Annotated in this window: 11 protein-coding genes and 1 pseudogene; 6 read left to right on the forward strand and 6 right to left on the reverse strand. The window is 42.3% G+C overall.

Annotation, left to right across the window (positions count from 1 at the left end; all coding sequences use genetic code 11):
* The first annotated feature begins 36 nt into the window (after positions 1 to 36).
* Entirely contained in the window at positions 37 to 1,428 is a 1,392-nt protein-coding gene (gene aspA / locus CL667_14135; GenBank protein MAL18838.1) for an aspartate ammonia-lyase, read from the forward strand.
* 146 nt (positions 1,429 to 1,574) lie between these two features.
* Positions 1,575 to 3,995, forward strand: a complete 2,421-nt coding sequence (locus tag CL667_14140; protein MAL18839.1) for a transketolase — start codon at positions 1,575 to 1,577, stop codon at positions 3,993 to 3,995.
* A gap of 162 nt (positions 3,996 to 4,157) precedes the next feature.
* Here CL667_14140 and CL667_14145 read toward each other — a convergent pair whose 3' ends face one another.
* The 6 genes from CL667_14145 to CL667_14170 all read right to left on the reverse strand — a co-directional run bounded on the left by CL667_14145 (position 4,158) and on the right by CL667_14170 (position 10,429).
* Positions 4,158 to 5,498: a DUF58 domain-containing protein gene (locus CL667_14145; protein MAL18840.1), complete on the reverse strand. Its 1,341-nt coding sequence runs from the start codon at positions 5,496 to 5,498 to the stop codon at positions 4,158 to 4,160.
* A gap of 225 nt (positions 5,499 to 5,723) precedes the next feature.
* Positions 5,724 to 6,752, reverse strand: a complete 1,029-nt coding sequence (locus tag CL667_14150; protein MAL18841.1) for a magnesium chelatase — start codon at positions 6,750 to 6,752, stop codon at positions 5,724 to 5,726.
* The gene (locus CL667_14155; protein MAL18842.1) at positions 6,749 to 7,951 is read right to left on the reverse strand and encodes a hypothetical protein; all 1,203 of its coding nucleotides are present in this window, start codon (positions 7,949 to 7,951) and stop codon (positions 6,749 to 6,751) included. Before CL667_14155 ends, CL667_14150 begins: the two co-directional genes overlap by 4 nt.
* Positions 7,951 to 8,658, reverse strand: coding sequence for a hypothetical protein (locus CL667_14160; protein MAL18843.1), 708 nt, complete (start codon positions 8,656 to 8,658; stop codon positions 7,951 to 7,953). The genes CL667_14155 and CL667_14160 overlap by 1 nt, the downstream gene beginning before the upstream one ends.
* Positions 8,655 to 9,479, reverse strand: a complete 825-nt coding sequence (locus CL667_14165) for a hypothetical protein (GenBank protein MAL18844.1) — start codon at positions 9,477 to 9,479, stop codon at positions 8,655 to 8,657. Before CL667_14165 ends, CL667_14160 begins: the two co-directional genes overlap by 4 nt.
* Positions 9,476 to 10,429 carry a hypothetical protein gene (locus tag CL667_14170; GenBank protein ID MAL18845.1) on the reverse strand — a complete coding sequence of 318 codons (954 nt, stop codon included), beginning with the start codon at positions 10,427 to 10,429 and terminating at the stop codon, positions 9,476 to 9,478. The genes CL667_14165 and CL667_14170 overlap by 4 nt, the downstream gene beginning before the upstream one ends.
* Positions 10,430 to 10,549: 120 nt before the next feature.
* Between CL667_14170 and CL667_14175 the strand changes: the two genes are divergently transcribed.
* From CL667_14175 to CL667_14190, 4 genes and pseudogenes are all read left to right on the forward strand, one after another.
* Positions 10,550 to 11,293 (forward strand): transporter, encoded by a 744-nt coding sequence (locus CL667_14175; protein ID MAL18846.1) that lies wholly within the window; start codon positions 10,550 to 10,552, stop codon positions 11,291 to 11,293.
* A 169-nt stretch (positions 11,294 to 11,462) separates the two neighbouring features.
* Positions 11,463 to 11,942 carry a hypothetical protein gene (locus CL667_14180; GenBank protein ID MAL18847.1) on the forward strand — a complete coding sequence of 160 codons (480 nt, stop codon included), beginning with the start codon at positions 11,463 to 11,465 and terminating at the stop codon, positions 11,940 to 11,942.
* A 326-nt stretch (positions 11,943 to 12,268) separates the two neighbouring features.
* A pseudogene (locus tag CL667_14185) lies at positions 12,269 to 12,862 on the forward strand (hypothetical protein).
* Between the two features lie 768 nt (positions 12,863 to 13,630).
* Positions 13,631 to 14,599, forward strand: coding sequence for an NAD(P)-dependent alcohol dehydrogenase (locus CL667_14190; protein ID MAL18848.1), 969 nt, complete (start codon positions 13,631 to 13,633; stop codon positions 14,597 to 14,599).
* Positions 14,600 to 14,601: the final 2 nt, after the last annotated feature.

Here is a 14,601-nt window from a genome sequence, read left to right on the forward strand (position 1 = left end):
GTAATTCTCAATTTTAAAAAAGATATTCGTAGAAGAATGAGTGAATTTCGTACCGAAAAAGATTCCATGGGTGAAGTTAAGGTTCCTAAAGACGCTTTATATGGAGCACAGACCCAGCGTGCACACGATAATTTTCCAGTAAGTGGCATTAAATTCAGCCGGGAGTTTATTGAAGCTCTGGGCTATGTAAAGAAATCAGCCGCTGCTGTAAATGCAGAATTGGGACTGATTGATGAAGGGGTAGCCAAAGCTATAAAGGCTGCAGCCCAGGAAGTCATCGATGGAATGCACGACAAAGAATTCGTGATCGATATCTTTCAAACCGGTTCCGGTACTTCTACCAACATGAATGCGAATGAGATGATCGCTCACCGGGCTAATGAGCTCAAAAAAAATCTGGATGTAAATATTCACCCCAACGATCACATCAACTACGGACAAAGCTCCAATGATGTAATCCCAACTACTATCCGTGTAGCTGCTGTTAAAGCTGTAAATAATAACCTGATTCCGGCGCTTGAGCATCTTCACAAAACCTTTCTTGAAAAAGGAAAAGAATATGCTGATGTGGTTAAAACCGGCCGCACTCACCTCATGGATGCTATGCCGGTTACTATTGAACAAGAGTTTAGTGGTTATGCCCGCCAGATTGAACTAGGTATAAAGAGGGTAGAATCTACGCTCGAACGAATTAGTGAACTTCCCCAGGGCGGAACAGCTGTTGGAACTGGAATCAATACACATAAAGATTTTGGGAAGAAGTTTGCGGCTAAAATTTCTGAATTAACGAACGAGAAATTCACCGAAGCAGAAAATCACTTTGAAGCACAAGCAACGGTGGATGCGCCCGTTGAGCTCAGTGGTCAGCTAAAAACCATCGCAGTTGGGTTGATGAAAATCGGAAATGACTTACGCTGGATGAACTCAGGTCCCAATAGCGGACTTGGCGAAGTTGAGCTTGCTGCCTTGCAGCCCGGATCATCCATTATGCCGGGGAAAGTAAATCCGGTAATTGAAGAATCTATTACCATGGTTTGTGCGCAAGTAATCGGAAACGATGCTACAGTTACCATTGCCGGGCAAGCCGGAAATTTTGAACTAAATGTGATGTTACCCGTAGTGGCTCATAACCTGTTAGAGTCTATAAATATATTGGCTAATGCTGCCAGAAATCTGGCGGACCGATCTGTTTCAAGACTGAAAGTAAGGAAGGAGAATATTGCTTCAATGGTAGAAAAAAACCCAATTTTGGTTACTGCTTTAAATCCTATCATTGGATATGATAAAGCAGCTAAAATTGCCAAGAAAGCTTATGCTGAAGGCAGAGCCCTGAAAGATGTAGCAAAAGAGATGACAGATCTTTCCGATGAGGAACTTGAAAAAGCATTAGATCCTATAAAAATGACAAAAGGAGGCTTTACCGAGTAATACTTTTGTTAGCGCAGGATTAACTCAAATTTAATAGGAAAAGAACGATAGGGGCGCTGGAGACTGTTTCATAAAAAAGCGCTTTTCCGTATAATATCGCCCCGTTTGGATGGGCGCTTTCCTAAAAACAAGAACAAAATCACATAATGGCTCAAGTAAAAGAAAAGACGACAAGAAGTAAGTTTACCGCTGCTCAGAAAAAAGAAATCCTTGCTGATTTCAAACTGGGTTGGGTAAGTCGGCATATGTCGTTGATCGGTAGAAAAGAAGTACTTACCGGAAAAGCCAAATTTGGGATTTTTGGAGATGGAAAGGAAGTCCCTCAGATCGCGATGGCTAAAGTTTTTAAGAATGGAGATTTCCGTTCGGGATACTATCGTGACCAAACCTTTATGATGGCGATTGGGCAAGTTACGCCTCAGCAGCTTTTTGCACAACTCTATGCTCACGCTGATGTAGAAGCTGACCCGCATTCAGCTGGCCGCCAGATGAATTCTCACTTTGCTTCTCGTTTAGTTGATGAGGAAGGAAACTGGAAAGATCAAACCAAGTCAAAAAATACTTCATCTGATATTTCACCAACAGCCGGGCAAATGGCTCGTCTGTTAGGTCTTGCCCAAGCCTCAAAAGTGTATCGAAACGAAAAAGCTTTGAAAGGTAAAGAGTGGAAGAAGTTCTCAAATAAAGGAAATGAAATTGCATTCGGAACTATTGGTGATGCCAGTACTTCGGAAGGAGTTTTTTGGGAAACCATTAACGCTGCCGGAGTTCTTCAGATACCAATGGTAATGTCCGTTTGGGATGATGGATTTGGAATTTCGGTGGCCAAGCAATACCAGACTACTAAAGAAAATATATCTGAGATCCTGAAAGGCTTCCAGCGTACAGAAGAAGAGGATGGATATGAAATTCTGAGAGTGAAAGCCTGGGACTATGAAGCACTGATCGAAACCTATCAGAAAGCTGAAGAAATTGCTCGCAAAGAGCATGTGCCGGTTCTGATTCACGTTCAGGAAGTTACTCAGCCCCAGGGGCATTCAACTTCAGGTTCTCACGAGCGTTACAAATCTGAAGAACGGTTGAAGTGGGAAGAGGAATATTGCTGTCTCGAACGTCTTCGCCAGTGGATTCTGGAAAACGATATTGCCAAGGAAGAAAAACTTGACGAGCTGGAAGAAGAAGCTCAAAATGAAATTAATGAGGCGAAGAAAGCAGCATGGAAAGCTTTCATGGATCCTATCAAGCAGGAGAAGTCTACGGTAATTGACCTTATCAATAAGCTGAAGGAAGAAACCGGCATTGAAAAGCTTGGAGAATTCGCAAAGAAGTTGAAGAATTATCCGAATGCAATTCGTAAGGATATCTTGTCCGCAGCTCGTAAATCTCTGGCATTGACTGCAGGTAAGAATAGTTCAGCCAGAAATGAACTTTCAGACTTTGTAAGCAAGTCCCGAGAAGAAAATAAAGAACGGTACAATTCTCACCTATATAGTGAGACCCCACATTCTCCGCTGAATGTATCAGAAATCAAGCCTGAGTATCCTGAAAAACCCGAGCGTGTAGACGGAAGGTTGGTGATCAGAGAAAATTTCGACGCCATTTTTGACAAATATCCAAACACCCTCATTTTTGGAGAAGATTCCGGTAAACTGGGTGATGTGAATAAAGGACTCGAAGGGATGCAGGAGAAATACGGCGAAACCCGTGTGAGTGATACCGGTATCCGTGAAGCGACTATTTTGGGACAAGGTATTGGGATGTCGATCAGAGGACTTCGTCCAATTGCTGAAATTCAGTATCTCGATTATTTACTCTATTGTTTTCAGGGCATTTCTGATGATTTGGCAACGCTCCGTTACCGCACGAAAGGCGGTCAGGCTGCCCCATTGATTGTACGAACACGTGGCCATCGGCTGGAAGGAATCTGGCACTCAGGCTCGCCAATGGGGATGATTGTAAACGGCGCACGAGGAGTGCATTTATGCGTTCCAAGAAATCTAACCGAAGCGGCAGGATTTTATAACACCCTTCTACAAGGAGATGATCCCGCTATCGTTATTGAGCCACTCAATGGATATCGCCTGAAAGAAAACTTGCCTTCGAATGTGGGTGAATTTACGACCCCTCTCGGTAAACCTGAGATTGTCAATGAAGGCTCAGATATCACAGTAATTTCTTATGGATCTACCTTTAATATTATTGAGGGCATTATACCACAGCTTGAGGAAGCCGGCATTTCCATGGAGCTCATTGATGTGCGAACGCTCATGCCTTTTGATCTGGATCATGTAATAGGTAAGTCGCTTAGCAAGACGAATCGCCTGATGATTGTTGATGAAGATGTACCGGGTGGAGGTTCAGCTTATATCCTCCATAAAGTTCTTGAAGAACAAGGTGGCTATTTCAATCTGGATTCAGAGCCGAAATGCGTTACTGCCCACGATCACCGTCCGGCTTATGCTTCTGATGGAGATTATTTCAGTAAGCCAAATGCTGAGGATATCTTTGAAGCGATTTATGAAGTGATGCGTAAAGCAGATACGGAGCGATTCCCGGCTATTTATTGATGAGGGGGGAACTGTTAGCTGTCAGATTTTAGCTTTCAGTCAGTTTATCTCGCTCCGCACGCTCTGCGTCGGAGCGATGGTTCCGACGCAGAGCGTGCGGAACAAGTGGTATAGTGATATAATTATCACACTCATATAGATTGCGACAAAGCTGACAGCTTCCTAAATCAACCCGCGCGCCTTAAGCTCCAAATACTTATTAATCGCATTTACAGAAAGTTCTTTAGGTGGGGTGAGGATGGTCTGAATGCCTCGCTGATTTAATGCCTTCACAATCTGTTTCTTCTCGTAGGAAAATTTCTCAGCTACTGTTTTGGTGTACACCTGTCCAATCGTTTTAGACTCTTCATGCAGTAGTTTGGTCATTTCAGTATTCTCAAAAAAGATGGTAACTAGCAGGTGATCTTTCGCAATTCGCTGGAGGTAAGGAAGCTGGCGCTCCATGGAAGAAAAAGTCTCGAAATTGGTATAAAGCAAAACCAGACTTCGCTGATTGACATATTTCCGAAGTGAAACCACAAGACGCTCATAATCTGATTCCATGAAGTTGGTATCGAGATTATAAAGTGCTTCCTGAATACGCTGAATATGTGGCCGCCTTTTCTCCGGCTTAACGACCACAGAATCATTATTGGAAAAAGTTACCAAGCCGGCTTTATCATCTTTGATGAGGGCAATATTCGAAATAACCAGACTGGTGTTGATGGCATAATCGAGCAGATGTAATCCCTCGAAAGGCATTTTCATTACTCGCCCCATGTCAATTACGTTAATGACATTCTGAGAGCGTTCATCCTGATACTGATTGACCATCAGGTCATTGGCACGAGCGGTGGCTTTCCAATTGATAGAACGGACATCATCACCACGCACATATTCCTTGATTTGGTCGAATTCCATGGTGTGACCGACTCGCCGTATCTTTTTGATACCAATGTCAGTCAACCGGTTTGAGATAGCGTACATCTTAAATTTGCGCATCTGAATAAAAGAGGGGTAAACCGGAACTGTTTGCTGAGCAGGAATACTAATTTTTCTACGAACAAATCCTACAGAGCTGTTCAGGAACACATTAATATCCCCAAAATCATATTCTCCCCGCTCAGTTGGTCTTAGTTCATAAGTAAATTCCTTTTGTTGGTTACTTTCCAATTCAGACTGAATACTAAAATCCCGCAACTGAAATTGGTGTGGTATTTCATCAATAATTTCAGCCTGAATATTGAATGAGTAGATGCTGGAGATCTCTAATCGAATTGTATTTTCATCTCCATTAGACAATCGCTGAGGCACAATCCTTTTGCCTGAAACAGGGTCTTTTCTGCTGAAGAGTAATGCAAGATCAATCCCCAAAATGATAACAAATCCAAAGAAAAACACTTCAGCAAGGTGCCCGATGATGGGTACAAAATACCCAATCAGGAAAGTCAGAGCGACTCCCGCAAGCATCTGAAAGAACAGGTTGCTAAGATGAATTTGTTTGAAGATGGTTAGGGGGTTCATGAAATTTTTATAGCGTTAATTCTTGTAAGGACACTTTTTTGGTGATATAAAAATCGTCATTGCGAAGCCTTTTGTTCCGAGCATTAGGAACAAAGGCTGTGGCAATCTCCTGGAAAATGCTTATGAGCGTTGTTAGAGAGATCGCTTCGTCGAATGAAAAAATAGCTCATGCTAAAATAAAGGACTCCTCGCGATGACATGTTGATTTTGGATTTATTCTAATCTTTACCGCGGTACCTCCACTTTTTCCAAGATGATCTGTATTACCTGGTCGGGTTTCATTCCTTCCATTTCTTTTTCCGGAGTCAAGGTGATTCGGTGGCGGAGCACAGGATTGATCATCTCTTTAACATCTTCCGGAGTAATGAAATCTCGTCCGTTCATGGCAGCCCAGGCTTGTGCAGCTCTCATCACAAAAACGGAAGCTCGCGGAGAAGCCCCAATTGATACAGAATTGCTGTTTCGGGTATTCTGGATGATTTGAGCTATATACTCCATCAGCTCGGGTTCTACATGGATGGATGAAACGACATCCCGCTGTTTGGTGATTTCTTCGCCGGAAATAACTTTATCTAGTTTGCTGATGTCCAGCTTATTTTTTCGGGAATAACTGCCTGAAAGAATTTTAACCTCTTCATCCAGTGACGGATAAGGAACGTCAATCCGAAACAGAAACCGGTCAAGTTGAGCCTCCGGAAGCCGATACGTACCTTCATGCTCAATGGGATTTTGAGTAGCAACTACCATGAAAGGCGCTTCCATAAGGTAGGTTTTACCATCCACTGTTATTTGCCGTTCCTCCATCACTTCAAATAAAGCAGCCTGGGTTTTAGCTGGTGATCGGTTGATCTCATCAATCAAAACTATGTTCGAAAAAACAGGGCCTTCCTTGAACTCAAAGTCAGTAGTTTTTGGGTTGAAGACAGAGGTTCCGATAACATCGGCCGGCATCAGGTCAGGGGTAAACTGGATGCGGGAAAAATCGGATGCTATAGTTTGGGCAAGCAGCTTAGTGGTTAAAGTCTTGGCTACACCCGGAACGCCTTCAATCAAAACGTGTCCATCTGCCAGCAAGGCTGCAATCAGCAGATCAACCATACGCTGCTGTCCGACAATGATTTTGCCAATTTCAGCACGGATGCTGCTCACCAGCTTCTCAACACCGGATAAGTCCATTCGGCTTTCAAAAGGTGCTTTTTCTTGATCTTCTTTTTCAGGCTGTTCGTTTTGGGGATCTTTTTCTTCTGTGCTCATCGTTGACTTAGGTTATAGAATTCATCAATTCGTTCGGTTAACAATTTTAGTTCTTTTTGGGTGATTTCATCCTGCCGGGAAATCTTGTCGATCAGGTCAAACAGTCCATCTATTTCTGCTTTATCAATACCTGATCGAAGGGAAATATCTTTTTTGGTATCAGCATCAATTTCTGAAGTATCAAGACCAAGGTTGGAGCGAATGTAGTCATAGAAAAACCGAATTTTCTTATCGGCTATTAACTTATGATCACCTTTCTCCAAATATAAACTCCCTATAGTTTTAGCAAATTCGATACTGGAGTTTTTGGGCTGTTCAATGTCTGGGATAATCCGTTGCTTCCGCTTGGCTCTGAAAATCATAAACAAAAGTACTCCACTCAAACTAATGAACCATGCCCAGCTCAGGTATTCCTCAGAAACAATATAGCGTACCGCACTGCCTCTGGCGGATCGCACTTCTTTATAATATTCGTCCCAGATAGTTTCCTGTTGAGGCAGGTATGAGAGAGCTTTTAATGCATAATCAGCTCCGGTCCTGTCCCGCACAAAATAGTTCGTAAATAAGGTAGGATTTGAATGCAGGAAAAGGTTTCCTTCACCGAATTTCACTTTGATGTAATTTATATTTCCTTCATCATTCACGCCAAGAGAAGTGACAGAAAATGTTGAATCAAAATTTGAGAAATACGTTTCGGTTGTGCTTTGATAATAAGGAAAGCCGTTTGGTTGGTTGAGCGCTGGATTAGTAAAATTGACATAAGCGGTATCATCATCCGTAATAGATCCACCACCCAATAGGGGATTGTTCAGTGTTGTGCCGATTTCGAAGCTGTCTTTAAAAGCCTGTTGAAAGGTTCTCGAGGCGATAAACACCTGTGCTCCACGTTCAACCTGGAAAAGGAGGATATCGGTTTCCCATTGATCAATTCCAAAAGTTCGGTTTATAAATATCCAGTTCTTTTGGGGATCGGTGGTGTCTGCATATTCAAAAATCGGGGCCCGGTTGGTGGTAATTTGATCTGCCGGAAATGCAGTAGGGAGCAGAGAGTGGATCAGATATCCGCCATAAGGAATTTTATCCTCAGCAGAAAAACTCTCAGTCCAATCCAGAGGCTTGGGACTTAAAATCTGAACGAGAACGTAGATTGCAATCAGCCCGCCTAAAATAAAATAATATGTCCGTTCTTTCTTAAACATCAGGAATCGGCCCGGGCTTGAAATTTATGGTATACATCCCGGACGGTTTCAAAGCCGGATTTATCAATCTTGAAATCCCCGTATTCTACATATTCATAATAAGTGGTGAGCTTGTTAAAGAAGCTTCCGGAAGGGTGGGAGCCCAATTCTCTAAGATAATCATGATTGGTTTTGTCGGGTTTCCATGCAATCAGCTCTTTTTTATTGAGCTGCTGAATGGCTTTGAGGTAGAGAATCCGAACAGCATCCCGATAAAGATTCTCTGCAAGGGCTCTCTGAAGAAGCTCGTCATAGTCTGTTTTCGAAAGTTCTGATTCAGCTACATTCAATGAAACTGACTGACGGGCATTTTTCTTAGAAAAAGAGGTCGTTAAGTTTCCGCCCAACAGGTGATTGACCAGCGCGACAAAAACCAGCCCGAAAATAACAAAGAAAATGAATTTGATAATTGTAGAAGCCCAGGGATTGTCAAAAATCCATTGTAGCGTTTGAATGAACCATTGCTGGATTCGGCTCAATAATGTCTCAGGGTTTTCAGCTACTTCGTTATAATCAAAAACATCTTCATCGGTGAGGCTTTCCAAAGTTTGGGCATCAATAGTACGGACATTAACCTCGCTGCTGTCGGGTTGAAATTGAACGGGGACGGAGTCCTGAGCAGTAACGGTTAAAGGAAACAGGAATATGAAAAGGAGTTTCGCAATCAACCCAACTCCTCAATTTGAGCACGCAGTCCTTTGCCTTCTTTACGCTCAATCAGGTTGAAGTACTGAAGGCACATGGCAATCAATAACAAAACAGAAAATAGCGATGCGATAACAAGGATAAAACCGTATGCAAGGCCCATTCCGGTGCCAATAGCTCCTGATTCTCCGGCTCCCGAAGCAGAGACAAAACCGATAATAATTGAGAATGGAATGATTAGAATATAAGACATGAAGGAACTGATGATATTCATAACTAGGTAAGTCGCAAAGGTAAACCACCAGTGACCTTGAACTAAATTCCACGACCTACTGAGGGACTCAAATGGGTTTTTCTCTTCAATAATAGCAACCGCAGGAGCAGTAAAGAGTTTTATGCCCACATAAATTCCGGGAATTATGAAGAGCATAAACGAAAAGAACATCGCAAAAATGATAATGAAGTAGAGCAGGAATAGCGTGATGAAATTTCTGCCGAAACTGCTAAATAGATCATCAAATTCAACTTCATCATACTCATGGGCTAACTTGATATGTGTTAATGTGACCGTAAGTAACGAACAGGACGAAAACGCAAGAAGAAGCATCCCAATAAGAAAATCACCGCCAATAAGTGCATCCATTGAAGCGTCAGGATTATCCATAACAGCTGAGAAAAAACTACTATATGCTCCACCAACCAATAGACCGGAAAGCAGATAAAAAGGGAGTACTAAAAAGAGAAGTCCTTTACCCAGACTTTTATAATAAACCCGAATGTAACCGAAAGAGTCGGTTAAAATGTCTCCAAGGTCTCTGTATTTCTGAAGTTTAAAGTCGTTCATTGCTTAGTTTTTAGTTTATGAGGTAGAAGAACAAAATAGTATAGAATGAAGGCTAATGAACCCAAAATAATAGTTAAGCTCAACCATAGTGGCATTTGCGTGTAGCGGGTCACAAATGACTCCAGAAATCCGGCTGCAATAAAAACAGGGACTAATCCCACAATCATTTTTAAGCCTTCTCGTCCGGCTTTTATAAAAGCATCTTTTCGGGAGTGGGTTCCGGGGAAGAGGAATCCATTTCCAACTACAAATCCGGCTGCTCCTGCAATCACGATGGCTGATAATTCAAGTGTTCCATGTATGAAAATAACCCGGAGAGCCTCACCGACCAATCCATACTTTGCAAAAAAGTGAATAAAAGCTCCGACCATAATTCCATTGTTTAGCAATACCATTCCGACTCCGATTGAAGTCAGCAGTCCGCTTACAAAAGCATAAAAGGAAACCTTGACGTTGTTCACCGTAATGGCAAAAAACATGTTCATTTCAGAAGCCTTCTTATACACCCCAAGTGGGTCACCCTGATCAATGTTACTGATGGTCATGTTCACATAAGCATCCCCCATGATGTATCGCACAAAGGACGGGTCATTGACCGAAGATAAAACCCCGATGCCAATAGCGAGACTAAATACGATAAAGCTATACAGCAATTCTTTCTGTTTGGAAGCAAAGAGAGTCGGAAGTTCTTCGGTCCAGAATGTAATCAGGCGGTTAGTTTCCTCTTTTTTGGAGCGATAGATTTCATCATGAACCGCTACTGAGAGCTGGTTTAGATACTGCTCGGTTTTACTTCCCGGGTAATTTGCCTGGGCATAAGCGAGGTCAGCGCTGAGTTCAATGTATAAGTCTGCCAGCTGATCGGGGTTATCCTGATCTTTCGCCTGCAGAAGTTGTTCAAACTCCTTCCACTTGTCGGCATTCTTCCGTAAGAAGGCTACTTCGCGCATATTGATGAATTCGCTTTCGTTTTAAGGTACATGAGCCTAAATTGGCGCTCGTTTGTGTGCAGAAGATAATAAATCAAAACCATTACGTGGTTAGAGAAATCAGCATAATTTTAGATTGAGATGGTAGGAATTGAAACTTCACAACATGTAAAACTAAGCTACGAACCGGCCGGAGTTGGAGAGCGGGTTCTGGCATTTTTTCTGGACGGGTTTTTTCTGGGGATTTATTACCTCATCAGTATATGGATTTGGGGATATGTGAATGATGTGGGTTCAACAAGCGGGGCTTTTGAAGATTCTGTGTGGATACTAACAGTTGTAGTTGGTTTGCCCATCTTGCTTTATCACTTGGTGAGTGAAGTGGTTTCGAATGGCTACAGTCTTGGCAAGAAAATAGTGGGTATTCGGGTGGTTAAAATTGATGGGACCCGGGCCACCATTAGCGGTTACTTGGTGCGATGGATGTTTCGTTTAGTTGAAATCAGTATGACCAGCGGCATGCTCGCCTTTATCGTAATTTTATTAAATGGAAAAGGGCAGCGCATCGGTGATATTCTTGGAAAGACCTGCGTGATTAAAGAACGTAAGAAAGTAAAGCTTGATAACACATTGTTTGCAGAAGTTGCGAGCGCCTACGAGCCGGTATTTAAACAAGTAGCTGAACTGGAAGACAAAGACATCCGAATCATAAAAGAAGTGCTAGACTCACGGTCGCATTACGATTACGATAACTGGTTCCTGATGCTCCAAAAAACGCGCAAGAAAATTGAAGAGCGCTTGGGTATCGAAAACCATGGAATGAGCGGAGATGATTTCCTGCGAACGGTTATTAAGGATTATAATGCAATTCACGGGAAAGGCTGATCGGATATCAGAAAGGCAGCAAAAGTTAATATGAAAGGGTTAAGGCCATTGAGATGCGAATTCAATAAAGTACCATTCCAAACTAAACTCTTGCATCACAATGATATATTTAGCTACTTCTGGTAGTTCGTGATTTCACTGCTAACGCAATAAAACCAAGAGAATCCTCATGAAGATTATCATAAGCCTGCTTCTTTTCCTCTCATTCATAAATAATGATAGCTCAGTAACTGAAACTTCCAAAGAGCGTGAAGTATCGTTTATTAATCCGGTTCATGAGAATGCGGTTGTACTATCCAACTTTGGACTCCGAACACATCCTCTTCTTAACAAAGAACGAATGCACACCGGAGTTGATTTTCAGGCCATGGAAGGAGATCAGGTAAAAGCTTCAGAAAAAGGAATAGTCATTTTCGCGTCTGAGAAAGATACTTTTGGTAAAATGGTCATACTAGAACATGCGGATGGTTTCGTTACCCGATACGCTCATTTGGATAGTTTTGATCAGGAAATAGAAAAGGGAACAGCAGTCGAAAAAGGACAAACCATAGGTTTAGCAGGGAAATCCGGTTTTGCAAACTCGCCGGTTCTTCATTTTGAAATTTTACTGGACGGGGAAGCCAAAGACCCGCTTTCTTATTTAGAGTAGCCGAACTATATCGCCTTTAATCACCTGCACTAATTCTCCCGAAAAAAATGAATACTACTTCTGCTAAGGGAAACGGAAAACGAGTGTATTTTTATAACTGAGGATGAGCTAGAATAAACCTCAAAACCTTATACAGATTATGCGATTTGGAAAGCATATATTTGCCTCATCTAATTCAGAATCCCGGTTGTTTAAATCTCTCTGCAATGATCCATATTGTTGAACGACTTTTTTTAAGAGCATTTCTTCTATCATCAGTAATCGTAGGTATTGGTTCGTTTGGAGTTCAAGCTCAAAGCTCCGATAGCCTCTATTTTAGCCTTGATATGACCGAAGCTATTTCGGAAGGTTGGTTAGATCAGGCTACAGAGGAAGTTGGGATCAGGGGAGACCAGCCACCTCTAAGCTGGGGCACAACTTTTTTGGCATCTGATGATGATAACGATGGAATCTATGAAGTTGGTGTTCCCTTCAACCTAAATGCTGATAGTATTCTGCTTTCTTTCAAAATAAAAGTAGATGGAACGGGTAATCCTGATGATGGATGGCAGGCGGGCCGTAATCATGAAGTAGTAATCTATAAAAATCAGGAAAACAGAAAGGCATTAGCCTGGGGAGATACACCACCGGAGCAGGAAAGCACGATAGTAGGTCAGGTTGAGATCTTCAGGGATTTTGAAAGTGGAAGTCTTCTTCCGCGCGACCTCTACATATATTTGCCTCCGGGATACGAAGAAAGCGAGCAGCGTTATCCTGTTCTTTACATGCACGATGGTCAGGCTCTTTTTGATGCCTCTGTAATTGGTCAGGAGTGGCAGGTAGATGAGGCGGCTGAAGAACTTATTCGTTCCGGAGAAATTGAGCCTTTGATCATAGTTGGAATTGGGAACACGGAAAACCGTATGGATGAATACACTCCAACCCAGCAGGTTTGGCGGTACGAACTAGAGCGGGTTTCTGAACCGGATAATGATTCAAAATATGCAGGTGACTTTAAGAATTCCGAGGGAGATATTGTCCAGTTCAAATCGGTTGATGATACCTTGTTTACTATGATTCCCGGAGGAAGCGAGTGGCAGCAATTATTATCGGAAGAAGACGGCACCTACTACCTTCCAGGAGCAGGAATCAACTTCAATTTCTTGGCAAATGAAAGCAGTGAAATACAGACGATCATAGCCAGTAAACCTACCATGGGTGGCGATGGAGATGTGTATGGTGATTTCATTCTGCATACAGTAAAACCGTTTATAGACGAGAATTTGAGAACCCGGCCAGAGAAAGAATGGACTGCTTTGGGAGGATCTTCCCTAGGCGGATTGATAACACTTTATTTGGGTTTAGAGCATCCGGATGTATTTAGTGAACTGTTAGTTGTTTCTCCTTCAGTCTGGTGGGATCGGCAGTTTATCATTCAGAAAGTAAATGAAATGCCCGAATCTACCGGTCAGCATATTTGGCTGGATATGGGGACTTCAGAAGGAGAGGGTTCTGTGGAAAGTGCTCGGGCACTCTATCAGGCTTTATTGGATAAGGGTTGGAGTGAAGATGATATCAATTTTGTGATTGATGAAGGTGCCGTTCATAATGAAAGGGCCTGGGCAAAGAGGGTGCCTGATATGCTGCGATTTTTATTTGTGGGAAATTAACGTCAGAGACTGTTTTGACTGAACTAAGATAGGGGTGCGATGAAAGCAATTGTAAATGATAAATACGGGGGGCCTGAAGTTTTGGTAATGAAAGAGATACCCAAACCTGCGCTGGCGCAAAATCAGGTGTTAGTTAAAGTTCATGCCTCTACAGTGAACCGAACCGACTGCGCCATTCTTAGAGCAAAGCCCTTTATTATGCGTTTTATTCACGGGATGAAGAAACCAAAAATTCAAATTCCAGGAACTGATTTTTCAGGGGAAATAGTGTCAGTGGGCAGTAGTGTTTCTATGTATAAGGCAGGAGATAAGGTCTTTGGATTTAACGATACCGGATTAGCTTCAAAGGCTGAATTTATGGTTCTGGATGAAGATGATAAATTTGGAAAAATGCCACAGGGAGTTTCTTATGAACAAGCTGCCGCAACTCTTGAAGGAGTACATTATGCATATAATTTCATCAATAAAGTAGATCTTAAGAAGGGAGATAAAGTATTGGTGAATGGCGCATCCGGTGCTATTGGGTCAGCGTTGGTTCAGTTATTGAAGTACTGGGAGGCTGAGGTTACGGCAGTGGCGAATACCAAGAATTTGGGGCTGATGAAATCAATAGGAGCTTCCACAGTGATCGATTATCAGCAGGAAGATTTTACGAAGACCAATGGCACCTTTCATTATGTGTTTGATGCAGTAGGAAAAAGTACGTTCTCAAAGTGCAAGCCTCTGTTAAAAGACAGTGGGGTCTATATCTCTTCAGAATTAGGGCCTTATATCCAAAATCCATTTTTAGCTCTAATAACATCATTTTCGGCAGGGAAAAAAGTAAAGTTTCCAGTTCCCTTTGATGTGAAAGAAAGCATCCGGATTGCTGCCAAGTTAATAGAAGAAGGAAGATATGAGGCAGTTATTGGTAGGAGCTATTCTTTAGACCAAATACAAGAAGCCTATCAGTACGTTGAAACTGGCGAGAAGACCGGTAATGTAGTTATTAAGATTGTGGAGGGGTAGGT

Origin of the sequence: Balneola sp. (assembly GCA_002694685.1) — a bacterium.
In the GTDB taxonomy this organism is placed as follows: Bacteria; Bacteroidota; Rhodothermia; order Balneolales; family Balneolaceae; genus Gracilimonas.

Excerpts from the sequence above, each read along its gene's own strand:
- aspA (MAL18838.1), top strand. The coding sequence starts at position 37 with ATGAGTGAATTTCGTACCGAAAAAGATTCCATGGGTGAAGTTAAGGTT.
- CL667_14140 (MAL18839.1), top strand. The coding sequence starts at position 1,575 with ATGGCTCAAGTAAAAGAAAAGACGACAAGAAGTAAGTTTACCGCTGCT.
- CL667_14145 (MAL18840.1), bottom strand. The coding sequence starts at position 5,498 with ATGAACCCCCTAACCATCTTCAAACAAATTCATCTTAGCAACCTGTTC.
- CL667_14150 (MAL18841.1), bottom strand. The coding sequence starts at position 6,752 with ATGAGCACAGAAGAAAAAGATCCCCAAAACGAACAGCCTGAAAAAGAA.
- CL667_14155 (MAL18842.1), bottom strand. The coding sequence starts at position 7,951 with ATGTTTAAGAAAGAACGGACATATTATTTTATTTTAGGCGGGCTGATT.
- CL667_14165 (MAL18844.1), bottom strand. The coding sequence starts at position 9,479 with ATGAACGACTTTAAACTTCAGAAATACAGAGACCTTGGAGACATTTTA.
- CL667_14170 (MAL18845.1), bottom strand. The coding sequence starts at position 10,429 with ATGCGCGAAGTAGCCTTCTTACGGAAGAATGCCGACAAGTGGAAGGAG.
- CL667_14175 (MAL18846.1), top strand. The coding sequence starts at position 10,550 with ATGGTAGGAATTGAAACTTCACAACATGTAAAACTAAGCTACGAACCG.
- CL667_14180 (MAL18847.1), top strand. The coding sequence starts at position 11,463 with ATGAAGATTATCATAAGCCTGCTTCTTTTCCTCTCATTCATAAATAAT.
- CL667_14190 (MAL18848.1), top strand. The coding sequence starts at position 13,631 with ATGAAAGCAATTGTAAATGATAAATACGGGGGGCCTGAAGTTTTGGTA.